Consider the following 21178-nt stretch of genomic DNA (forward strand, 5'->3'; position numbering starts at 1 on the left):
CTGCGGCCCAAACTTGAAGCCGCTGCCAATATGCTCCGACTGCACCGTGATTATCTTGCCGCCGCCACGCTCGCACTAGTGGCCTTTGCTCTGCTATACGCCAATGCCGGCATGCCGAAGCCTTTCGCGGCGTGGAAGTGGCTGGACATCATTAACGAGGGCGGCACTGCGGCAATGGCGGGAGTGTGGTTCCTTATCACCTTGAGCAGCCGTCCCGGCGGATTGGTGACGCGCCTGCTGGCTTGCGGTCTGGCCTTCATCATGCTCGGCTCATGGGCCGACTGCCTCGATGAGTTCTACAAGATCGATAAGGCCGCGACCTGGGATAACTGGCTGGAGGGCCTGATGCCGCTGGGGATGCTGGTCCTGACGGCGGGCTTGTATTACTGGCGCGAGGAGCAGTTCAACGTCAATGAGCATTTGCAGAAACGCGAACGGCTGTTCCGCGATCATCGCGGCTTCGACCGCGTGACGCAGTTGGCGGACGCCGCTTATCTGCGCAGCCAGATCAAGCTGGAACAACGCAAGGCTTCACTGGTGCTGCTGGATGTGGATGGCTTCCATCGCATCAATCGTGAGCATGGCCAGCGCGAAGGCGACCGCGTGCTGCAAGCCCTGGGCCATCTGCTGCTGCTCAATCTGCGCAATGAGGATCTGCTCTGCCGCTATGCAGGCGACCGTTTTGCCGTGCTGCTGCCGGGACTAGGCGTCGAGCAGGCACGCGCTGTGGCGACGCATCTGTGCGATGCAGCCGCGCTGCTGCGCCACCATGCAGCGACCGGCGTGATTTCCCTCAGTGTGCGCTATGCCTGCGGCGAGGCGGAAGGCGAGCCCGAACATCTGCTGGCGGCACTGGGCCAGGTGCTGGATGGCGCCGCTACGCCGCACCAGATGGAGCCTGCGTGATTCGCTTCAGCACAAGCGCCGATGCCTGCATTCCGGCGTTGCCGCAGCCTGCGTTATTGCTGGAGTTTGCGCGCAGCCAGGAATTGCCGGAAACGGCGCTGATGCGCGGCAGCCGCTTGCTGCCGCAAGCGCTCGACACGGCCGGTGGCAGGATTACACCTGCGCAGTATCTGCAGTTACTGGAAAATTTGCTGAAGCTGGCCGGTAGTCCGGACACCAGCTTCCTGCTCGGCCAGCAAATGCTGCCGGGCCAGGCTGGCGCCATCAGCCATGCGCTGCTGCACGCCCCGGATTTACGGCATGCGCTGGATTTGCTGTGCGCTGGCCATGCGCGCCTGACGCCATTGCTTTGCCCGCGCTGGCGTGAGGCGGACGGCATGGCGGTGCTGTACTGGAGCGACAGTTTCGGCGCCCATTCGCTGCGCCCCGCGCTGGTGGAGATGCATATGGCGGCGCTGGTGTCCTTATGCCGCTGGCTGTCCGGCGCACGCCTGCCTTGGCGCTTCTGCTTCAACCGTGCGGCGCCACGCCATGTGGAACAGCATGAGGTCCATCTGGGCAGCGCGTTACGATTCAACTGCCATCTGGACGCCATGTTGGTCGATGCATCCTGCCTGGACCAGCCCTGGCCGCGCGGCAGCAACGTAGTGTCGGCGCTGGCTTTGCGGCAGGCCGAGGCCGAATTACAAGCCGCGCCGGGACTGCTGGCAGCTTTGTACGATTACCTGCTGGAGCATGTGCGCTGCGCGCCATCGCTGGAGCAGGCCAGTGCGACATTCGGCTTCAGTGCCGCCACCATGAAACGCCATTTGCAGCGTCATGGTACGCATTTCCAGGCGGAGCTGGATCAGGTGCGCAGCCATGTGGCGCTGTATCTCTTCCTGGCGCAGCGGGCCGATAATGAAGCGGTGGCGCATTATCTTGGCTTCCACGACGCGGCGAATTTCCGCCGTTCCTTCAAACGCTGGACGGGATTAACGCCGGGCCTTCTGCGGGAAGGCCTGGCGATTCAGGCATAGAGCTGGGTGAACAGGCGAGCCGCCATCAGCCCCAGAGGCTGGTGGTGCTGGGACGGCGAGATTTCGCGCACCAGCAGGTGCACGGCTTCTTCGCGTGTTTCGCAGCTCGCGACGCGCGCTTCCAGCAGGCCGAGTTCATTGTCGATGCTTTCCCACGCGTGTTCATCGACGGGAACGTCGTGACGGATCACGGCGCGCGGCTCGTGGTCGTGCGGGCGCATCGCCGGTTCGGCAGGCGGGGCGGACTCAAATTCCGGTATCGGCAGCGCGACCATGGCGGCATTGATGTCGGCGGTGTCGTCGCGCGCGGCTTCCACCGGTTCGGCGCCGAGGCCGTGCAGGCGGTAGCCATTGCGCACGCGGCGCAGGAAATCGGCACGGTCCTGCATCAGCGGCAGCATATCGTTAATGCAGGCGACGGTGGCGTCATCGGCCGCTGCAGGTGGCGCCAGCAGATAGCAGGAGATGCCCAGTTCGCGCAGCTCCTCGACCACCGAATGGCGATACTGTGGCTCCGCCGCGACGCCAAGCTGGTAGCCCAGCAGTTCCGGCAGCAATTCGTCGCCGCAGCAGGACAGGGCGAGCCGCAGCGCGCCTTGCGCGAACAGTTCATCTTCCTGATCCTGCCAGTTGACGCAGCCCTGGGTAGTCAGCAGCTGGCGCACGCGCAGCACGCGGTTCCAGTCCGGGATGCCTTTGCCGATGTATTCGAGATAGATGCGCACCAGCGGCTGCACCGCCTCCAGGTCCCAGTGCCGCAGCACACCGTACAGCCAGGCGCCTTCCACCATCAGGGCCGGCGCCGCATAGCTGAGGAAGCGGCGGGCCGCCGGACGTGTGGCGAAATGGCGACGCGGCGCACCGGCGCGGCGTGAATCCTGGTAGCGCTGATGCTGGTTTTCGGCTTCCTGATTGCGACTCACCACCCATTGCGGCCACGTGGCGTAATCCTCCGGCAAGTCGCAAGGCAGCTCCGCGACTTCCTCAATGGCGCGCATAATGAAAGCACGTGCCTGTTCGCGGTCGCTTTGTTCGCGCAGCATCAGATAGAGCTGACGGGCCGTCAGAACGGGCTGGGGTGCGCTTTTGTTGCGCCGGACGTGTTCGATGGTTGTCATCATGGCAAAAAGTATGGCCATGCCGCAGCGCACTTTCTAGCAGCCACCATGCCGTTGGCGTGTAAGAATGCGCTGACACGCAGTGTTAGAATAATTTTATGACTGATAAACCCCGTCCGCCAGCTCCGGATTTGAGCAACCGCCGCCATCAGATCTTTCCACCGTTGAGTGGGGAGCAGCTGGCGCGCATCGAACGTTACGGCCATCGCGCCAGATTCGCGACGGGTGATTACCTGATTCGCCAGGGCGAGCGGCACGTGCGCTGCTATGTGATTCTGTCCGGCGAGGTTGAACTGTTGCGCCGATGGCCGCTGGGCGAGCATTCGCTCGGTTTGCACGGACGTGGGATGTTCACTGGTGATACCTGGACCCTGGTCGGCCGTGCCGCCAGCGCCAGTTTCAAAGCGGTGAGCGAGGGCGAGGTGATCACGCTGTCGGAAGACGAGCTAAGGGCTCTGGTCATCGGCGATGCCGAGCTGGGCGAGCTGATGATGCGCGCGTTCATCCTGCGCCGCGTGGCTTTCTTCAATGAGAAGGAAGCAGGACTCATCGTGCTGGGTGCACAGAACTCGGCCAGCACGCTCAAGGTGAGAAAATTCCTACAACGGAATCTGCAACCGGCGACCTATTTCGATACGGTGGCGGATGAAAAAACCGCCGGAATCATGGAGCAATTCGGCATCCGCAGCGATGAACTGCCCGCGGTGATCACCCACCTCGGCGTGGTGCTGAAGCAGCCGACGGCGCGTGAAGTGGCGGACGCCATCGGCATCAGTCCGGACAAGCTGGATGGCCGCCAATTTGACGTCGTCGTGGTTGGCGCCGGCCCGGCAGGATTGGCCGCCGCCGTGTACGCGGCTTCGGAAGGCCTGACAGTCGCTGTGCTGGACGGGAAAGCTCCGGGCGGCCAGGCCGGCGCCAGCTCGCGCATCGAAAACTACTTTGGCTTCCCGACCGGGATTTCCGGCCAAGCGCTGGCAGGGCGCGGACTGACACAAGCCCGCAAATTCGGGGCCGAAGTGGCGGTGCCGTTTGAAGTCGAAGCGATCGAATGCCCGGCCACCACAGACGGGCGCTTCACCTTGCATCTCGACCAGGGCGAGAAGGTTCATGGTCGCTCGCTGGTCATCGCAACCGGCGCGCGCTACCGCAAGCCGGATCTGCCTGAGCTGGGCGAATACGAGGGACGCGGCGTCTACTACAGCGCCTCTTACATGGAAGCGCAGTTCTGCCATAAGGAAGAGGTGGTCGTAGTCGGCGGCGGCAATTCTGCCGGCCAGGCCGCCGTTTTCCTGGCCGCGCACACTCGGCATGTGCATATTCTGGTGCGCTCGGAAGGGCTGGCGGCCAGCATGTCGCACTACCTGATCCAGCGCATCGAGGCCACGCCGAACATCACGCTGCATACGCGCAGCCGGGTCGTGGAGCTGTGCGGTGAAGACAAACTGGAGTTCATCCGTTGCCGCATGGATGGCAGCGGCGAGGTGGTGGAAAAGCCGATACGCCATGTCTTCCTTTTCCTCGGCGCCGACCCTTGCACCAGCTGGCTGAACGATTGTGTGGCACTGGATGACCGCCAGTTCGTGCTGACCGGCTGGCAGATCCCGCCCGGCCGATGGCCGCTGGAGCGCCGCCCGCATCCGCTGGAAACCAGCAGACCAGGCGTGTTTGCCGTAGGCGACGTGCGCAGCGGTTCAGTCAAGCGTGTGGCGGCGGCAGTGGGCGAGGGCTCGGCGGCGATCCAGTCGCTGCACGTGGTGCTGGCCGGAGTGCCGGATGCTTGACGGGATGTCGATGGACCAGCTGCGAACCTTTATCGCAGCTGCAGATGAAGGCAGTTTTTCAGCCGCAGGACGCAAGCTGCGGCGGGCGCAGTCGGTCGTTAGCCAGACGCTCGCCAACCTTGAGCAGCAAGTCGGCTTTCCCTTATTCGACCGCAGCCGACGCTATCCCCGCTTAACGGAACAAGGCCGCGCCCTGTTGGAAGATGCACGAGCGGCAGCCAGCAGCATGGATGGCTTCAAGGCGCGCGCGCGTTCGCTATCGGAAGGGCTGGAACCCGAGCTTTCCGTGTCGGTGGACGTCATGTTTCCGATTGCGCGGCTGACGGATGCGGTGCGCTGCTTCCACGAAAAATATCCCAGCACGCCATTACGCCTTGGTGTTGAGGTACTGGGCGCTGCCGTGCAGCCGATGCTGGAAGGCGTCGCGCGCATTGCCATTCTCGGCTCTTTCCCCGAGCTGCCGCCTGGCTGCAGCAGCGAATATCTGTTGTCCGTGCCGCTGGTTGCGGTCGCGGCGCCAGAGCATCCGCTGGCCAAAATCAAGGGGCCAGTCCCGCGCAGCGAGGCCGCGCGCCATGTGCAGCTGATTCTGACCGACCGCTCGGAGCTGACCGCTGGACGCCAGTACGGCGTGTTCAATCCGAATGGCTGGCGTCTGGCCGACCTGGGCGCCAAGCATGCCTTCCTGCGTGCGGGCCTGGGTTGGGGCGGCATGCCGCTGCATATGGTGGAAGGCGACCTGGCCAGCGGTGCGCTGGTGCGCATCGAACTGGAAGCCAGCCCGGTACTGGGCAACGCCTTTTCCATGTACGCTGTCTACCGCAAGGATGCGCCGCCAGGGCCGGCAGGGCGCAGCTTTATCGATTTGCTGAAACAGGGCTGAGGCCTGCGATGTGACGGCCGCTGTCGATGGTGTAGCCGTTGCGGCCGCGGCGCTTGGTGTCGTACAGCGCGGCGTCGGCGCGGCCGATCAGTCCTCCTGAGGTTTCACTGCCGCCCTGATATAGCGCCACGCCAAAGCTGGTCGTCACGCGCATGGGCTGGCCCGCCACCATGAAATCGGAGGCAATGGAGGCGATGATTTTGTCGGCCAGTACACGCACTTCAGCCGGCTGGCGAATGTTTTCGAAAATGATGACGAATTCATCGCCAGCCAGGCGCGCCACGGTATCGGTGGTGCGAATGCTGCCCGACAGGCGAAGGGCAAACTGCTTCAGTACTTCGTCGCCCGCGCTGTGTCCCAGCGTATCGTTGACGGATTTGAAGTTGTCGATATCCAGGTAGGCCAGCGCCATCTGGGTGTCCTGCCGCCGCACGCGCTCGATGGCCTGGTCCAGCGCTTCTTCAAACAGGCGGCGGTTGGCGATGCCGGTGAGCGGGTCGCGCCTTGCCTGCTGCAGCAGTTGCGCTTCCACTTCGCGGGCACGGGTGACGTCATGGGTGAGGGCGTACACGGCGGGCACGCTGCCATCGCGCCGCACATCCGGCACGAACGTTGTTTCGAGAATGCGCGGCTCGCCGTTCAGGCGCGCACGGGATTCGTGTACCGTGACTTCGCCGTGGAAGGCGCGGTCGATCCAGGGCTTGGCCAGTTCGTAATAGCGGTAGCCGATCACAGCGTGCAGCGGACGGCCCGGCACACTGTGCGGATCGATGCCCAGCCAGCGCTGGTAGGTCGCGTTACCGAATTGCAGATAACGGGCGCTGTCGATAGCCGAAATCATGACAGGCAAATGGTCGGTAATCAGCTTCAGGCGCTGCTCGCTGGCGGCTTGCGTCAGCTCGGCGGTCTTGCGCTCCGTAATATCCATGGACATCAAATAAAGTCCGATCACGCTGCCATCCGGGGCCAGGTCGGGCACCATGTGGACCATCAGATGCATGTGACGGCCCAGTTCTTCACCATCGCGCTCTTCGTAGACTATCTGGCCGGACAGGGCGAGTTCAAACTTGTCGCGCCAGCGGTCCATCACTTCCGGACCGAATACTTCACCGATGGTCTTGCCCAGCATGTCTTTCGGATCGAGCCCCACCAGGAAGCGGTAATGCTCGTTGGTGAATTTGTAGCGCAGGTCGCGGTCGACGTAGGCAATCAGGGCCGGGATGTTATCCGCGATCATGCGCGCCCGGTGCTCGCTCTCACGAAGCTGATCCTGTGCCGCCTGGCGTTCCGCCGTCAGCTCATACAGGGCTTCGCTGACTTCGCCGATTTCATCCTGGCGGCCGGTGCGCAGCTGCGACAGGTCGCTGCCGCGTGTGCGCACGGCGTGCAAGCCTGCGCGAAGGCGTTCCAGGGGCGACAGCAGGCGGTCGATCACAAACCAGCTAAGCAAGCCCGCTACCGCAGCAAAGGCGGTAGCGGCAAGAATGGCGGTGCGCCGCATGGCAATCATGGGCGCGAACGCTTCCTCTGTCGGATAGCGCACGGCCACAATCCAGTTGGTGGCCTGCAGGCGCTTATAGGAATATATGCCCTCGTTGCCTTCCTTGTTGCGCGCTTCCACCCAGCCTTCAAAGCCTTTCAGCGCCATATCGGTGGCTTTGTTGAAGCCGGGGCGGGCGTTGATGTGCTCAAGCAGCCGCGCCTTGTTGGGATGGTTGACCAGGATGCCATCGGTCGTCATGATGAACATAAAGCCCGTCTTGCCGGGACTCATGCCGGTGAACTGGCTGAAAAAATCCGAATTGATCAGGTCAATACTGCCCGCGATGACATACTGCACATCGCCGCCGCTGTCGATCACGGGATGGGTCAACACCACCACCGGCAGGTTGGAAATGCGGCTGCGCACCGGCGGCGAAATGATGCCGCGCTTCTGCTGGCGGGTTTGTTCGAAATAGGGACGCGTGCCGACATTGAACTGGCGGGCAGCCAGCTGCTCGCGCATGGTCGCCACCATTTCGCCGTTCTTGTCGAACACCACCAGGTTAGCGAACTCCGTGCGCGCTGAAGAATGCGCAGCCAGCGCCTGGCGGATGGATTCCGGACTCGGTTTGCCGACCGAGATGGCTTCAGCCAGCGTCGCCAGCAGCAGGCGTTTGCCGGACAACTGTTCGTCGATATGGCCCGCCGCGGCAGACAGCAGATGGTACTGCTGCTGGCCGATCACAGCTTTCATGTCCCGCTCCGCCATCAGCAAGGCAAGCCAGGTGACGATCGTCGTCGCCGCCAGCACCAGCAGGATGACCACGCTGGACATGCGGAATTTCAGGCTTTGCGGAAGTCTCATTGCTAGCGGCGGCTGTGGGATGGCTTAGTATTGCATACGCTGAGCGAACTTTGTGCCATAAAATAACATTCTGAAGCAACTCGTGACGCCGCAGCGACGCTACCAGGACTGGAGCAATATGAACAATATTAGTGGTTAATCAGCCTATGGCGCATATTCACCTCGCCTGGGAACTCGGCGGCGGACTCGGACATGCGGGCCGCCTGAAAACACTGGCGCAGGCCATGCTGGAGCGCGGACACCGCGTCAGCCTGAGCTTACGCGACCTCGGTAATACGCACCGCCTGCTGGAAAATCTGGCCGTGCCCAAGTTCCAGACGCCGGTCTGGCTGCACCGCACGGCAGGCATGCCGCCCAATCAGGCTTCGCTGGCGGAAATCCTGATTCCGAATGGCTATCTGGAAGCCGCTGCGCTGGATGGCCTGGTATGCGGCTGGCGCGGCATGCTTTCAACGCTGAAGCCTGACCTCGTAGTAGGCGACTATGCGCCAACGGCCGTCCTGGCGGCGCGCAGTCTGGGCGTGCCCAGCGCCACCGTCGGTATCGGCTTCTACAGCCCGCCCGCCGGACGGGCGCTGCCCAATTTGCGGCCCTGGGAACAAATCGGCAGCGGGCGCCTGGCCGCCGCGGAAGACCATGTGCTGAAGACGGCCAATGCGGTACTGGCCCGCCACCGCGCCCCCGCTTTTGGCCAGGCCGCCGATATCTTGCTGGGTGATGCGGCCTTGCTGTGCACCTGGCCGGAGCTCGATCACTACGGGCGCCCCGCCTCGACGGCGCAATGGTTCGGCCCCAACTTCCTGCCGCATACCGGCACCGCGCCGCATTGGCCCGCTGGTAGCGGTCCGAAAGTGTTCGCCTATCTGAAATCGGAGCACACCCAGCATGCCGACGTGCTGCGTGCGCTGGTGGATGCGGGCTGCCGCGTTGCCTGCTATTTGCCGGAAGTGGCATCGGGCATGGCGCCGCCGGTGGCCGTGCCGAACATCGCTTATGCGCGTGGTCCGGTTTCGCTGGCGCAGGCCATGGCGCAGGCTGACCTGTGCGTTTGCCATGGCGGCGAAGCGACGCTGGTGCAAGCCTTGCTGGCCGGCGTGCCGCTGCTGCTGATGCCGATGCAGCTGGAGCAGTTCCTGATTTCGCAGCGGGTCGACGTGGGCGGAGCGGGCATCAATGCAGCGCGCCTTCAGCAGCCGGTGGACTGGGGCAGCGTGATCCAGCAGTTGCTGGGACAGGGTAGCTACCGTGCGGCGGCACAGGCTTTCGCGGCGCGTTATCGTGGCTTTACCCAGCAGGCAATGGCGCAGAAGATTGTTGAACAGTTCGAGCGGCAGCTGGCTATTTGAGGCGCGGCGGTTCAATGCCGGCATCGGCACGCTGCAGCTTGCCGGCGCGTAGCATCTGCACGGCATGTCCGACGGCGCGGGCAACGTTGCGCACTTCTTCCTGGAAGGCCTGGTCCTTGTCCAGCCCATCGTGGCTGGTGGCGTAAGGCTCGTAATAGCCAAGGTAGCGGTCCAGCCGCGCCAGCGCGCCAGCATCGAGAAGGCCCATCCAATCCAGCCAGTCGCTCAGATTGCGGCGCAGACTTTCCACCCCGGCCACGTCGCCATGCACCACCAGGCCATAGGCGCGGCCTGCCAGATGCTTGGGATAAGGCCAGCCCGCCAGTTCAATCGCCTTGGCTTCTTCAGCTTTTTTGCCGTGGGTGCTCGAGGGATCGGGATTGCCGCCGTCGGCGCATACCAGGCGGTCGATCATCAGCTTGAGCACCGAGGGCGCCTGATACCAGTACACCGGCGTGAAGATGATGACGGCATGGGCCGACACCCATTGTTCGTAGATCTCGGTCATCCAGTCGTTGACCTGGTTCAGGCTGTGATTCGGGTAGCAGCTGCAAGGCCAGTGGCACAGCGGCTGGGCGGTTGAAACGCAGCCCTTGCAGGGATGGATGTGCAGGTCGGCTTCGGAAGTGAGGCGGCTGAGATCCAGCACGTCAGTGCCGATGCCCAGTCCTTTTAACGTTTGCTCGGCCAGCTTGAGCAGGCGCCAGGTCTTGGACATCTCGCCGGGGCAGCTGCCGTCATTGCGGGCGGCGCCGCAGATCAGCAATACCCTGGATGGCGTGTGCGGGTCTTTCTGAAGTTTTTCAGCGTCGAGCAGCCGGTCGCGCGTCGCCTTCCATTCAACCGACAGGTCATAAGAGGGATCAGCGAAGCCGGGACCGGCCGGTGCGGTTACCGGCGCTTTGCGGCCATCGACATAATTCTGCCAGGCGACGTCCTCCAGCGCGGCGACGGCGTCGCGCACCTTGTCGAAACGGGGATCGGCAAAAGTGCGCGCAAAGCGCTGGTGAAACTCAGCGCGTTCCAGTTTGCCGGGTGCCTGGCCCTTCCTGACTTCCGTCATCAGCTTCTCCTGTCGTCGAAATCAGTGTGACAGGGAGCTGCTGCCGGGTCGGTGCGGCAGCGTACTTACGGCGGCCAGTCATGCTGGATACGCGCGCGGTCGGTGCCGCTTCCAGCCGGAAAACTCCGACCGTCTCGTGCAGACGGTCGGCCTGATCCTGCATTGCCGTGGCCGCGGCGGAAGCCTGTTCCACCAGGGCGGCGTTCTGCTGGGTGGTGCCGTCCATCTGTACGATCGCTTCGTTGACCTGTTCGATGCCTGCCAGCTGTTCGGCGCTGGCTTCCGCGATCTCGGCCATGATGTCCGTCACGCGCTGCACGCGGTTGACGATGTCCTGCATGGCGTGACCCGCGTCGTCCACCAGTTTGGCGCCGGTGCTGACTTTGTCCACGGAATCGCCGATCAGCGATTTGATTTCCTTGGCCGCAGCGGCTGAGCGCTGTGCAAGGTTGCGCACTTCGGACGCCACCACGGCAAAGCCGCGCCCCTGTTCACCGGCGCGCGCGGCTTCCACGGCGGCGTTCAGCGCCAGGATATTGGTCTGGAAAGCGATGCCGTCGATCACGGAGATGATGTCCACGATCTTGCGCGAGGACTCATTAATGGAGGCCATGGTATCCACCACCTGGGCCACCACCGCGCCGCCTTTGCCCGCCGCTTCGGAGGCGGAGGCTGCCAGCACGTTGGCCTGGCGCGCATTGTCCGCATTCTGCTTCACGGTCGAGGTCAGCTCTTCCATGGACGAAGCGGTTTCTTCCAGCGCACCGGCCTGCTGTTCAGTGCGGTTGGACAAATCCTGGTTGCCGTGGGCGATTTCGCGCGAGGCGGTTGCGATCTGCTCGGTGCCGCCGCGCACATCGCTGACGATCTTCTGCAGCGAAGTGTTCATGTCTTTCAGTGCCTGCGCCAGCTGGCCGATCTCATCGGTTGAGCGCACCTCGATATAGGAACTGAGGTCGCCGTTGGCCACCGTGCGTGCCACCTTGACCGCGTGGTTGACGGGACGGACGATGCTGCGCGTGATATACCAGGCGGTGAACAGACTGAGCAATCCGCCGAGCAGGCCCAGGACGATCATCGAAATCGTCGCCTTGCGGGCGGATTGCGCCGCGGATGCGCCTGCTTCATTCATCAGTTCGCTCTGGAAGTCCAGCAGGTAGTCGATGGCCTTGAAGTAAGCCAGCTGGGCAGGGCGCACGTCCTTGAACATGACCGCCAGGGCCAGATCGTGATCACCCGAGCGGATGGCGGCCAGCAGGCTGGCTTCCACACGGTCGTAAGCCTCGCCGGCAGCGATTGCGGCGGCGTGGCGGCGTTTGCCTTCCGGATTAACGATAAGGCCGCCAATCTTTTCCAGCGCGCTATCCGCCTCTTTTCCCGATTTGATGGAAACCTCTAATTCCGCTTTAGCTTCCCCGGCATCCGGCATCAACAGCGCATTTCGCAGGCTGCGCGCCTGTTGATTCAGCATCTCCTTGGTTTCATACAGGAGCTTAATCTTTTCATAACGATCGCCGGTAGTCAGTTCAATTTCCGACTTGACGAATTGTAGAGCCCCCGCGCCAAGAATGACGACGATGGCAAGCAGGAGGGTGGTGAGAGAAAATGCGATTGTTAGCCGATGGCCGATCTTTATATTCGCGATATTCATATGGATTATTGTGATATTAAAAACCCCGGTCTCCACGGGGATTAAATTAGTGTATAAGAAATTAAGTTCGCTAGGGGGAAATATTGCGGTCTACGCCACACTCATATACACTCGATTTGTTGACCTCCACCAATAGCCAATAACGTGTATTCACAGACGCAAATTGATCCGGTCGTAAGTTTTCTTAACACGCAGGGTGAGGCGGTTCGCGGCACGATTGTCAACCTCCAGCGCAAGTCGCTGGTGATGGAGGTCTATAACCCTTACTCGATCGTTCAGGTCAGTGAAGTTCTGAACGAACTGACGGTGCGTATGGGCTCCAAGAGCGCCTATATCGGCAAGGCGGTCGTGATCAGCATGGTGAACACCGGCCTGACGGCCGTAGTGTCGGTCACCCTGATTGATGAATGGCGCGAGCTGTCGGAAGTGGTGGTGGCGCCGGGCGCGCTGGGCCGCGAAGCGCAGTCTTTCGTCGATGACTGGAGCGACCGCTTCCGCATCCGCCGTGATTACCAGATCGTTGTGAATGAAACGCGCGCCTTCCTGTCCGATGCCTCGCGCTGGCTGGAGCAGGTCGATATGTCCGACTCGCTGCCGAAGGAAGAGGCAAGGCTGCCGCTGGAATACTTCTATGAGCTGGCGCGCCCGCTCATGATCAAGACCAAGGGCTATTTCGATGAGCTGAATCACCAGGCCTCACTGGTGGAAGAAGAACTGCAGGCATCGCACCGCGCGTTTGCGCAGGCGGCGCTGCATCCGCTGATCCTGCGTGCGCCATTTGTGTTCCGCACCTATACCAAGCCGCTTGGCTATGCGGGCGACTACCAGATGGTGAACCAGATCCTGAGCGATCCGCGTCAGGGTCCGAGCACTTATTTCCAGATCGTGAACACGGCGTTTCTGCAAACGGCCGTGGCGACGGCGCACCGCCATCGCATCGATATCCTGGTTGGCTACCTGGATCGGTTGGCGGAAGAGGCGCGCCGTATCGGCCGTCCGCTGCGCGTGCTGAATGTGGGCTGCGGCCCCGCGGTGGAGATCCAGCGCTTCCTCGAAACCTCGGCCAACCCTGAACTGCTGTCCTTCCAGCTGATGGACTTCAGTGAAGAGACGCTGGACTGGACGCGCAGCACGCTGGCCGCGATTCAGCGCCGCACCGGCCGCCATGCCAATATCGATTTCGTCCACGACTCGGTGCACCAGTTGCTGAAACGCCGCGTGGATGCGGTGGATGAAGAGCAGCGCGAGTTCGACGCCGTATATTGCGCGGGCCTGTTCGATTACCTGTCCGACAAAGTGTGCTCACGCCTGAACAGCTACTTCGCGGCGCGCACCCGTCCGGGCGGCAAGCTGCTGGTGACCAATGTCCACGCCAGCAACCCTGAACGCTTCAGCATGGAGCATATTCTGGAGTGGTATCTGATTTATCGTGACGAAGCCAAGATGCAGGCCATCCTGCCGCCTCAATGCAGCGGTACTTCGGTGTACACCGACCCGACTGGGGTGAACGTGTTTGCCGAAACGACAGTTGGTGTGGCGGCGCATTGAGCATGAGCGGAGTTGCCATCTTGCCGGGTACCAGCTACGAACAAGAGCTGAGCGAATACCATTTGATGTCCAGCCGGGCCTGTGCGGTCACGGTGATCGTGCTCGTGTTGCTGGGCATGGTGCTGGACTACGCCGTTTATCCCAATGAAATGCTGCGCTTTGCCATTGCGCGCGTGGTGACCAGTGCCGCCATCGTGGCTGCGCTGGTGCTGCTGTACACCCGCTATGGCCGTGCCCATGTGCACGTGGTGACCTTCATCTGGCTGACTTTCCCGCAGCTGATGATCGCCTGGATGATCCACGTGACGCAGGGCGAATCTTCGCTGTTTTATGCAGGGATCATCCTGACCATATTCGCCGTGGGGACGCTGTTCCCGGTCGGCTATAAATATACGCTGGGCTTTGGCGCCGTGACGGTGCTGCTGTTCTATCTGGCTTGCGCGCTGCGTCCCGGCGGCATCCACGATGGCAGCCAGTTTGCCTTCCACCTGACCATCATCATCTTCTCCATCGCTGGCAGCACGGTCTACACCTTCTACAGCGAACGTGTGCGGCGCCAGCTGCATTCGCTGAAGGAAGAGGTGGCGCAGAAGAATATCGAACTGGAAGACACCAACCGCAGCCTGGCCGAAATCAAGGGCCAGATGCTGCAACAGGAAAAAATGGCGGCCCTCGGCACTCTGGCCGCAGGCCTGCTGCATGAAGTGAACAACCCGGTCAACTTCTGCATGATGGCGATCGATGTGGCGGTCGAGGAGCCGGCCGCCAAAAATAGTCCGCTGCTGATGGAATGCCTGACGGACGCCAAGCAGGGCATGCAGCGCGTGCAGTACATCGTTTCCGACCTCAAGACCTTCGCTTACCGCAAGAGCGGCGTGGACCACGAAAGCTCGCAATTCCTGTTCGAGCGCGCGCTAGATTCCTCGGTGCGCCTGGTGGGCCACGAAATCAAGGGCGTGAAGATCAACCGCAATCTGGAAGCCGACACGCTGGTACGCGGCGATGAGGCGGCGATCGTCGGTGTGCTGATTAATCTGCTGAGCAATGCGGCACTGGCCATGCGCAAAGGCGCCACGGCCAATCCGACCATTGACGTCAGCGCCGAGGCCGAAGGGGACCGTCTGCGCGTCGCGGTGCGCGACAACGGCCCCGGTATTGCGACGGAAAACATCGGGCGCGTGTTCGAACCATTCTTTACCACCCGCGAGGTGGGCCAGGGCCTTGGCCTTGGACTGAGCATTTGCTATAGCGTCATCCAACGGCACGGCGGCCTGCTCGCGGCCGAAAGTGTGCCGGGTGAATGGACGAGATTCACTTTCGACCTGCCGCGTGTGGCAGGCGGGGAGAAATAAATGTCGAATAGCGAGCGCAATGCAGCCACCGTGCTGTACGTCGATGACGAAGAAATGGCCCGCAAATATTTTGCGCGGTCCATCGAGGGCGATTACAAGGTGCTGACGGCGCCCAGCGTGGATGAAGCCCTCGAAATCCTGAGCAAACCCGATGCGGACATCGATGTGCTGGTGACCGATTACCGCATGCCGGGCCGCGTGGGCGGCGAGCTGCTGCGCCAGGTCGAGGAACATTATCCGCACCTGGTGCGCATCCTGGTCACAGCCTACGCCGACAAGCAGGTGCTGCTGGATACCATCAATGGCGGCGATATTTTCCGTATCCTCGAAAAACCGCTGGACATGGATACCTTGCGCACAGCTTTGCGCATGGCTGCCACCAACGCCCGCGAACGCGCCGCGCGCCGTCAAAGCCTGCTGGCGATCGAGGAGACGGTGGCCTTCCTGGCGCACGAACTGAATACACCGTTGGCCACCATCGCCAACTTCGCGCGCAATATCCAGCGCCGCGTCAACGGCAATGCGCCCGACAATGGCTTGCCGCTGAAGGCCGACATCGGCAACGCAGCGGCCCATATGAATGACAATGCGCGCTACTGCCTGTCGGTGCTGTCGTCCTTCGTGGAGTCGGTCAAGCGCGCCAGCGTGGTGCCGGCGGCGCGTGTGGCCAGCGGCAGTGCTCACCAGATGGTGAACGCGCTGCTCAACGTTTATCCCTTGTCGCCTTCACAGCGCGCCGCGGTCGCGGTCGATGTGCAGAGCGACTTTACTGTCAAGGCCTCGCCGAACTGCGTGGCCCTGGTGCTGTCCTCCCTGCTCAGCAATGGACTGCGCGCGCTGAACGGCCATCCCGAGCCGGTGCTGAAAATTACCGTGGGCGTGGAGGCTCGTCCGTTCATCGTCGTGGAGGATAATGGCCCCGGCATCCCGCCGGCGCTGCTCAACCGCCTGCTGCTGGATCCGGTAACCATGCACGGCAAGGACGGCGGCAGCGGCTGGGGCCTGATTTTTTGTAACCGCGTGATGCAGTCGTTCGGAGGCCATCTGCGGGTGCAGTCGGAGCAAGGACGCTCCACCACCGTAACCATGAATTTCCCGGATTTAGAGAAGGAACGAGCATGACCGAACCCACCAAAACCGCACCGGCGATCCTGTACGTCGATGATGAGGCAACCGCCCTCAAATACTTCCAGCGCGCCCTTGGTTCGCTCGCTCCCGTATACACCGCTGAATCGGTGGAAGAGGGCAAACGTATGCTCGACGAGCATGCCGATGAAATTGCCGTGCTGGTGTCCGACCAGCGCATGCCGGGCGCCTACGGCAACGAGCTGCTGTTCTATGCGTGGGACCGTTATCCGCACATTGTGCGTATCCTGACCACCGCCTACTCCGAAATGGAGCATACGGTGGATGCGGTCAACCAGGGACAGATTCACCGCTACATCCAGAAGCCGTGGGACATCGCTTCGCTGCGCATGGAGCTCAAGCAGGCGCTGGCCCTGGCCAAGCTGCAGAAGGAACACTCGCAGCTGCTGCGCGAGAAGCTGCTGGTGCGCCAGAAGCAGGCGGTGGCAAGCCGTATCGGCACGCTGTACACGCTGTCCGCCAGCCTGGCAGCGGGCGCGCCGTTCGTGCCGGTGGAAAGCTATCTGTCCGGCGCTCTGAGCGCGGGCATGGTGCCGCCGGAGCCGGATTGGCTGATGCTCGACCATTCGGACCTGATCAGTTCCGAGGCCTTCCGCAGCGCAGCCTTTGGCGTAACGGTACGCGAGCACCTGGGCCGCCTGGAGCAGCAGCATGCGGGCGCCGATGCGGCGCAAGCCTTTGTGCTGCTGGCCGAAACCTTTGGTCCGACGTTCCGCGATACGGGCAATGGGACGGCGCTGTTCCTGCAGCGCTCCCAGCTCACCGAGTTCCTCGAAACGCCAACCGGAACGCCAGTGTCGTCGCAGCATGCGTTCTGGCTGGCGGTACTGCTGTGGATGGGCAAACGCGGTGCGGCGATGCAGATGTCCGGCGGCGATGAAGGCGTGAAGTGCCGCATGGTGAACGCCGAATCGGCATTGACCCCGTCGCAGCTGGCGGCCTGGGTCGAACAGTTCTAAGAGGCGTGCGCCGCTGGGGCGCTCCTTTGGCTAAGATGGGCTCCACTATCAAGGGAGGAAATCATCATGCCACGAGGAGCCAGCCCCAAACGCGAACGCGAATACAAGGAAATCGAAGCGAAATTCGAGAAGGAAGGCCGCTACAAGGGCCGTGAGGAAGAGGTCGCGGCGCGCATCGTCAACAAACAGCGCAAGCAGTACGGCGAAACCAAATCCGCCAAGAAGGCCGACAAGGCCGGCAAATCATCGGACCGCGGCCTGCCGATCGACGATTACGAGCATCTGACCGTGCCGAAGATCGCCAGCCAGATTGCGCATCTGAGCCCGGCCGAGCGCCGCAAAATCCGCACTTTCGAATCGAAGCACAAGAACCGCAAGGGCGTGATGGAGGCGCTCGACCGTCTGCACTAAGCCTTCGCTGCTTGCCACACGCTCAGCAGGGCGGTGGCGATCAGCAGCAGGCCGATACCGCGTGCGGTCCAGCGTGAGGCGGCGGGATTGGCGGCAAACCAGCCGCTTGCCTGGCTGGCCGCCAGCGCCAGGGCGCCGTACACGCCGAGCTGCGTGGCGGCCGTGATTGTGCCCAGTACGCCGGACTGCATCCACAGCGGGTCTTGTCCCGGTTTGAGGAATTGCGGGAAGACAGCCAGCATGAACATATAGGCCTTGGGGTTGGTCAGGCTGGTGAGCATGGCGCGGCGGAAGATGACCGGCGCCGCCAGCACTTCCTTGCCGGCGCCGGGTGTAAAGACGTCGGTGCTGCGGAGGAAGGTCCAGCCCATCCAGGCGATGTACGCAGCGCCTGCGACGAGCATGATCTGAAACAGGGCTGGCCACAGTTGCAGCACGACCGCTGCGCCGAGTGCGCCCATTAACAGGTGGCAAAAGCCGCCTGCCACAATGCCGCCCACCGCGGCGAATCCCGCTTTGCGTCCGCCGAGCATGGCGTTGGCCATGACGAAGGCCATGTCCAGGCCGGGCAGGATGATGATGCCGAAGACGACGGCGAAATAGAGTAAGAGGTGATGGTTCATGCAGGCAGATTAAGGCCTAATCAGGACAGCATTCGCCCTGATTCCGGACTATATTGTCTGGCATGTACTATCCAACCACTCGCGTACTGGCAGTGCTCGAACTGCTGCAGTCTCAGGGCCGCCTGAGCGGCGCCGACATGGCGCGCCGCCTGGAAGTCGACCAGCGCACGCTGCGCCGTTATATCGTGATGCTTGAAGACCTGGGGATTCCCATCATGTCCGAGCGCGGACGGCATGGCGGCTATTCGCTGATGCCGGGCTTCAAACTGCCGCCGATGATGTTCAATGATGACGAGGCGCTGGCCTTGTCGCTTGGCTTGCTGGCCGCGCGCAGCCTGGGACTGGCCGAAGCTGCGCCTGCGGTGGCCAGCGCCCAGGCCAAGCTGGAGCGCATCATGCCGGATGGCCTCAAGCAGCGCATCGGCTCCATCGGCGACAGCGTCCACCTCGACCTCGCGCGCGGCCGTGCCCCGCAGGACAATGCCGCCCTGGTGGTGCTGAGCGCCGCCGCCCGCGACCGCCAGCGCGTCCACATCAACTACCGCGCCAGCCCTTTAGCCGCAGCCGGCCCGGCGTCAGGCGAGACGGCGCGTGATGTCGATCCGTATGGGCTGGCTTACTACACGGGATTCTGGTATCTGGTCGCGCATTGCCATCTGCGGCGCGGTTTGCGGACCTTCCGGCTGGACCGCGTGCTTGAGGCCCGCGCATTGGCGCAACATTTCGAGCGTCCGGCTAACTTCGACGCGCTGGCTCACCTGCGGCGCACCATCGCCGCGCTGCCGCGCAAATTCCCGGCGACGGTCTTGCTGAAGACCGATCTCCAGCGCGCCCAATCGGTGCTGCCCGACTGGATCGGACTGCTGGAGCAAACACCCAACGGCGTCCTGTTGCACAACCAGTCCGACGAACTCGAATGGTTTGCGCGACAGCTGGCGGCCCTGCCGTTCGGCTTTGAGATCATCGGGCCGCCGGAGCTGTGCGCGGTATTGGCGCAGCACGCCCGGCAACTGCTCAGTGCTGCGCAGCTTCGATGATCACGTTCGCAACCGCCTCAGGCTGCGCCAGCATCGCCACGTGGCTCGATTCCACCACGGTAGTTTTGGCGTGAATGCGCTTTGCCGAGTCTTTCAGCAGCTGCGGTGCGATCATGCGGTCGTTGTTGGTCACGATGAAGTAGCTTGGACGGGTCTTCCACGCCGCCACGGTCACCTTCTCATCGAAGGCCGCGCCGCGGATCGGACCCTGCGTGGCTGCGATCAGTTTCTGCTGAGCAGCCGGCAGATCCTGCGCAAAGTTCTGCGCCACCGACTCCTCGGGAATGGTCACGAAGCCTGAAGCATCAGCCTGCAGGGTGCCGATGCCCGGTGGCGTCGGATAGCCCTTGCCCTGCGAGGCGGTCGATTCGCCTTCGTTCGGCGCAAAGGCCGCCACATATACCAGCGACTTCACCTTGCCGGTAGCGCCAGCCTGGGTGATGACGGTGCCGGCCCACGAATGGCCAACCAGCACCACGTCACCCTTTTGCGCGGCGATGGCGCGCTCGGTGGCGGCCACGTCGTCCGCTAGCGAAGTCAGGGGATTCTGCACCGAGATGACTTTCAGGCCTTTCGCCTCCAGCAGCGGAATCACTTTATCCCAGCTGGAACCGTCGGCAAACGCGCCGTGCACCAGAACCACCGTTGCCGGATCGGCGGCAAATGCAGCCGGAGAAAGTGCTGCGGCGGACAGTGCAGCCGCAGCGAAAGCGGATTTGATCAGTTTATTCATCTTCTTAGTCCTTTGCGGCGAGCAGTTCGCGGATCTTCTGTTCGGTAACGTCGTAGTTGCCTTCACCGAAGTGCGTATAGACGATGCGGCCTTTCTTGTCGATCAGGTAGGCAGCCGGCCAATACTGGTTGTCGTAAGCGCGCCAGGTGCTGTAGGCATTGTCCTGGGCGACCGGATAAGTGATGCCGAAGCGCTTGATCGCCGCCGCCACGTTCTCGGTCTTGCGTTCGAACGGATACTCAGGGGTATGCACGCCGACCACCACCAGGCCCTGATCCTTGTACTTCTCGTACCAGGATTTCACGTAGGGCAGGGTGCGTACGCAGTTGATGCAGTCGAAGGTCCAGAAATCGACCAGCACCACTTTGCCGCGCAGCGACTGCTGGGTCAGGGGCTGGCTGTTGAGCCAATTGTTGATGCCGCTGAATTCAGGTGCGGCACCGAAATCGCGTGCCGTGGCAGCTTGTGCGCCAGTAGCGACGACGGCGGATGCCGACAGGGCGGCGATGAGCAGGGCTTTCTTGAACATGGTGATTCTCCTTTTCAGATTCAGATCAGATGGAAGGGCCGCCCAGCAAACGGGCATACAGTTGGACATCAAGATGGAAATAAATGGCAATCGCGGTAATCAGCACCAGGCCGCCGAAAATCTGCTGCATGCCTTGCGAACGCAGGGCCAGCCAGCGCAGACGGCCGGTCACCACCTGGCCACCGTATGCGATCAGCAGCATCGGAATGCCGGCGCCGGCGGCGTACAGCGAGAGCAGGCCGGCGGAGCGGGCGGTGTCCTGTGCCTGCGCCACCAGGGCAAGAATCGAAGCCAGCACCGGACCGGCGCAGGGAGTCCAGGCGGCGCCGAGCGACATGCCGAGCACGAAGCCGCCTGCGTTGCCGGGGCCAGGCTGGGCGGCCTGCACGGTGCGCTGCGGCAGGCGCTCTTCGATGCGGGCCTTCAGCCATTCATACGGGTGCGGCCACAGGCGCACCAGGCCGGAGATGGCCAGCAGGGCAATGGCGACATTGCGCAGGATTTCGTGGGCATCGGCCACCGCGCCGGACACGAACGCCAGCAGCATGCCGAGTGCCGAAAAAGTCAGCACGAAACCGGCGACGATAAACAGTGGACGGGTACGGGTACCGTTCACCGCGCTGCCCAGAATGATGGGCAAAACAGGCAGAACACAGGGAGAGGCGATGGTCAGGATACCGGCACCGAAGGCAAGTGGTGCTTCAAGCAGGTGGTTCATGGCAG

19 protein-coding genes are annotated in these 21178 nt (G+C 62.6%); 11 read left to right on the forward strand and 8 right to left on the reverse strand.

Annotated features, from left to right (window positions below; genetic code table 11):
- The first annotated feature begins 30 nt into the window (after positions 1-30).
- Both AB4Z19_RS06685 and AB4Z19_RS06690 read left to right on the forward strand, forming a co-directional pair.
- Positions 31-906: a GGDEF domain-containing protein gene (locus tag AB4Z19_RS06685; protein ID WP_442034747.1), complete on the forward strand. Its 876-nt coding sequence runs from the start codon at positions 31-33 to the stop codon at positions 904-906.
- Positions 903-1925: an AraC family transcriptional regulator ligand-binding domain-containing protein gene (locus AB4Z19_RS06690; RefSeq protein WP_442034749.1), complete on the forward strand. Its 1023-nt coding sequence runs from the start codon at positions 903-905 to the stop codon at positions 1923-1925. The genes AB4Z19_RS06685 and AB4Z19_RS06690 overlap by 4 nt, the downstream gene beginning before the upstream one ends.
- On the opposite strand, the gene AB4Z19_RS06695 is transcribed toward AB4Z19_RS06690, so the two are convergent.
- Complete coding sequence (locus tag AB4Z19_RS06695) at positions 1916-3046, reverse strand: hypothetical protein (RefSeq protein WP_442028857.1); 1131 nt, start codon at positions 3044-3046, stop codon at positions 1916-1918. The genes AB4Z19_RS06690 and AB4Z19_RS06695 overlap by 10 nt on opposite strands.
- Before the next feature lie 95 nt (positions 3047-3141).
- Between AB4Z19_RS06695 and AB4Z19_RS06700 the strand changes: the two genes are divergently transcribed.
- Both AB4Z19_RS06700 and AB4Z19_RS06705 read left to right on the forward strand, forming a co-directional pair.
- The gene (locus tag AB4Z19_RS06700; protein ID WP_442034751.1) at positions 3142-4827 is read left to right on the forward strand and encodes an FAD-dependent oxidoreductase; all 1686 of its coding nucleotides are present in this window, start codon (positions 3142-3144) and stop codon (positions 4825-4827) included.
- Positions 4820-5710: a LysR family transcriptional regulator gene (locus AB4Z19_RS06705; RefSeq protein WP_442029884.1), complete on the forward strand. Its 891-nt coding sequence runs from the start codon at positions 4820-4822 to the stop codon at positions 5708-5710. Before AB4Z19_RS06700 ends, AB4Z19_RS06705 begins: the two co-directional genes overlap by 8 nt.
- Here the strand turns inward: AB4Z19_RS06705 and AB4Z19_RS06710 are convergent.
- Entirely contained in the window at positions 5685-8057 is a 2373-nt protein-coding gene (locus AB4Z19_RS06710; protein WP_442034753.1) for a diguanylate cyclase domain-containing protein, read from the reverse strand. The genes AB4Z19_RS06705 and AB4Z19_RS06710 overlap by 26 nt on opposite strands.
- Positions 8058-8203: 146 nt before the next feature.
- On the opposite strand from AB4Z19_RS06710, the gene AB4Z19_RS06715 reads away from it, so the two are divergent.
- The gene (locus AB4Z19_RS06715; RefSeq protein ID WP_442027419.1) at positions 8204-9403 is read left to right on the forward strand and encodes a glycosyltransferase; all 1200 of its coding nucleotides are present in this window, start codon (positions 8204-8206) and stop codon (positions 9401-9403) included.
- Here the strand turns inward: AB4Z19_RS06715 and AB4Z19_RS06720 are convergent.
- Both AB4Z19_RS06720 and AB4Z19_RS06725 read right to left on the reverse strand, forming a co-directional pair.
- Positions 9396-10466: a flavodoxin family protein gene (locus AB4Z19_RS06720; RefSeq protein WP_442027421.1), complete on the reverse strand. Its 1071-nt coding sequence runs from the start codon at positions 10464-10466 to the stop codon at positions 9396-9398. The two genes, AB4Z19_RS06715 and AB4Z19_RS06720, sit on opposite strands and share 8 nt — an antisense overlap.
- Positions 10417-12117 (reverse strand): methyl-accepting chemotaxis protein, encoded by a 1701-nt coding sequence (locus tag AB4Z19_RS06725; RefSeq protein WP_442034754.1) that lies wholly within the window; start codon positions 12115-12117, stop codon positions 10417-10419. Before AB4Z19_RS06725 ends, AB4Z19_RS06720 begins: the two co-directional genes overlap by 50 nt.
- A 144-nt stretch (positions 12118-12261) precedes the next feature.
- Between AB4Z19_RS06725 and AB4Z19_RS06730 the strand changes: the two genes are divergently transcribed.
- From AB4Z19_RS06730 to AB4Z19_RS06750, 5 genes are all read left to right on the forward strand, one after another.
- Positions 12262-13665, forward strand: a complete 1404-nt coding sequence (locus AB4Z19_RS06730; RefSeq protein WP_442034756.1) for a methyltransferase domain-containing protein — start codon at positions 12262-12264, stop codon at positions 13663-13665.
- Between the two features lie 2 nt (positions 13666-13667).
- Entirely contained in the window at positions 13668-15017 is a 1350-nt protein-coding gene (locus AB4Z19_RS06735) for a sensor histidine kinase (protein ID WP_442025375.1), read from the forward strand.
- Positions 15018-16139 (forward strand): response regulator, encoded by a 1122-nt coding sequence (locus AB4Z19_RS06740; RefSeq protein WP_442025376.1) that lies wholly within the window; start codon positions 15018-15020, stop codon positions 16137-16139.
- Positions 16136-17122 carry a response regulator gene (locus AB4Z19_RS06745; RefSeq protein WP_442025377.1) on the forward strand — a complete coding sequence of 329 codons (987 nt, stop codon included), beginning with the start codon at positions 16136-16138 and terminating at the stop codon, positions 17120-17122. Before AB4Z19_RS06740 ends, AB4Z19_RS06745 begins: the two co-directional genes overlap by 4 nt.
- A gap of 66 nt (positions 17123-17188) precedes the next feature.
- Positions 17189-17533 carry a hypothetical protein gene (locus AB4Z19_RS06750; protein ID WP_442025378.1) on the forward strand — a complete coding sequence of 115 codons (345 nt, stop codon included), beginning with the start codon at positions 17189-17191 and terminating at the stop codon, positions 17531-17533.
- Here the strand turns inward: AB4Z19_RS06750 and AB4Z19_RS06755 are convergent.
- Complete coding sequence (locus AB4Z19_RS06755) at positions 17530-18156, reverse strand: LysE family translocator (RefSeq protein ID WP_442025379.1); 627 nt, start codon at positions 18154-18156, stop codon at positions 17530-17532. The two genes, AB4Z19_RS06750 and AB4Z19_RS06755, sit on opposite strands and share 4 nt — an antisense overlap.
- Before the next feature lie 62 nt (positions 18157-18218).
- Between AB4Z19_RS06755 and AB4Z19_RS06760 the strand changes: the two genes are divergently transcribed.
- Positions 18219-19193, forward strand: coding sequence for a helix-turn-helix transcriptional regulator (locus tag AB4Z19_RS06760; protein ID WP_442025380.1), 975 nt, complete (start codon positions 18219-18221; stop codon positions 19191-19193).
- On the opposite strand, the gene AB4Z19_RS06765 is transcribed toward AB4Z19_RS06760, so the two are convergent.
- The 3 genes from AB4Z19_RS06765 to AB4Z19_RS06775 are packed head-to-tail and all read right to left on the reverse strand — an operon-like array spanning position 19171 to position 21173.
- Positions 19171-19926, reverse strand: coding sequence for an alpha/beta fold hydrolase (locus AB4Z19_RS06765; protein ID WP_442025381.1), 756 nt, complete (start codon positions 19924-19926; stop codon positions 19171-19173). The genes AB4Z19_RS06760 and AB4Z19_RS06765 overlap by 23 nt on opposite strands.
- A 4-nt stretch (positions 19927-19930) precedes the next feature.
- Positions 19931-20455 carry a thioredoxin family protein gene (locus AB4Z19_RS06770; RefSeq protein WP_442025382.1) on the reverse strand — a complete coding sequence of 175 codons (525 nt, stop codon included), beginning with the start codon at positions 20453-20455 and terminating at the stop codon, positions 19931-19933.
- Positions 20456-20480: 25 nt separating this feature from the next.
- Entirely contained in the window at positions 20481-21173 is a 693-nt protein-coding gene (locus AB4Z19_RS06775; RefSeq protein WP_442025383.1) for a cytochrome c biogenesis CcdA family protein, read from the reverse strand.
- Positions 21174-21178: the final 5 nt, after the last annotated feature.

The organism is Pseudoduganella sp. RAF19 (assembly GCF_052114165.1).
Lineage (GTDB): Bacteria > Pseudomonadota > Gammaproteobacteria > Burkholderiales > Burkholderiaceae_D > Rugamonas.

Bases quoted from the DNA above. Each gene is read 5' to 3' on its own strand.
- AB4Z19_RS06750 (WP_442025378.1), top strand. From the start codon at position 17,189: ATGCCACGAGGAGCCAGCCCCAAACGCGAACGCGAATACAAGGAAATC.
- AB4Z19_RS06695 (WP_442028857.1), bottom strand. From the start codon at position 3,046: ATGATGACAACCATCGAACACGTCCGGCGCAACAAAAGCGCACCCCAG.
- AB4Z19_RS06685 (WP_442034747.1), top strand. From the start codon at position 31: ATGCTCCGACTGCACCGTGATTATCTTGCCGCCGCCACGCTCGCACTA.
- AB4Z19_RS06765 (WP_442025381.1), bottom strand. From the start codon at position 19,926: ATGAATAAACTGATCAAATCCGCTTTCGCTGCGGCTGCACTGTCCGCC.
- AB4Z19_RS06745 (WP_442025377.1), top strand. From the start codon at position 16,136: ATGACCGAACCCACCAAAACCGCACCGGCGATCCTGTACGTCGATGAT.
- AB4Z19_RS06720 (WP_442027421.1), bottom strand. From the start codon at position 10,466: ATGACGGAAGTCAGGAAGGGCCAGGCACCCGGCAAACTGGAACGCGCT.
- AB4Z19_RS06705 (WP_442029884.1), top strand. From the start codon at position 4,820: ATGCTTGACGGGATGTCGATGGACCAGCTGCGAACCTTTATCGCAGCT.
- AB4Z19_RS06775 (WP_442025383.1), bottom strand. From the start codon at position 21,173: ATGAACCACCTGCTTGAAGCACCACTTGCCTTCGGTGCCGGTATCCTG.
- AB4Z19_RS06760 (WP_442025380.1), top strand. From the start codon at position 18,219: ATGTACTATCCAACCACTCGCGTACTGGCAGTGCTCGAACTGCTGCAG.
- AB4Z19_RS06710 (WP_442034753.1), bottom strand. From the start codon at position 8,057: ATGAGACTTCCGCAAAGCCTGAAATTCCGCATGTCCAGCGTGGTCATC.
- AB4Z19_RS06715 (WP_442027419.1), top strand. From the start codon at position 8,204: ATGGCGCATATTCACCTCGCCTGGGAACTCGGCGGCGGACTCGGACAT.
- AB4Z19_RS06725 (WP_442034754.1), bottom strand. From the start codon at position 12,117: ATGAATATCGCGAATATAAAGATCGGCCATCGGCTAACAATCGCATTT.
- AB4Z19_RS06755 (WP_442025379.1), bottom strand. From the start codon at position 18,156: ATGAACCATCACCTCTTACTCTATTTCGCCGTCGTCTTCGGCATCATC.
- AB4Z19_RS06770 (WP_442025382.1), bottom strand. From the start codon at position 20,455: ATGTTCAAGAAAGCCCTGCTCATCGCCGCCCTGTCGGCATCCGCCGTC.
- AB4Z19_RS06700 (WP_442034751.1), top strand. From the start codon at position 3,142: ATGACTGATAAACCCCGTCCGCCAGCTCCGGATTTGAGCAACCGCCGC.
- AB4Z19_RS06735 (WP_442025375.1), top strand. From the start codon at position 13,668: ATGAGCGGAGTTGCCATCTTGCCGGGTACCAGCTACGAACAAGAGCTG.
- AB4Z19_RS06740 (WP_442025376.1), top strand. From the start codon at position 15,018: ATGTCGAATAGCGAGCGCAATGCAGCCACCGTGCTGTACGTCGATGAC.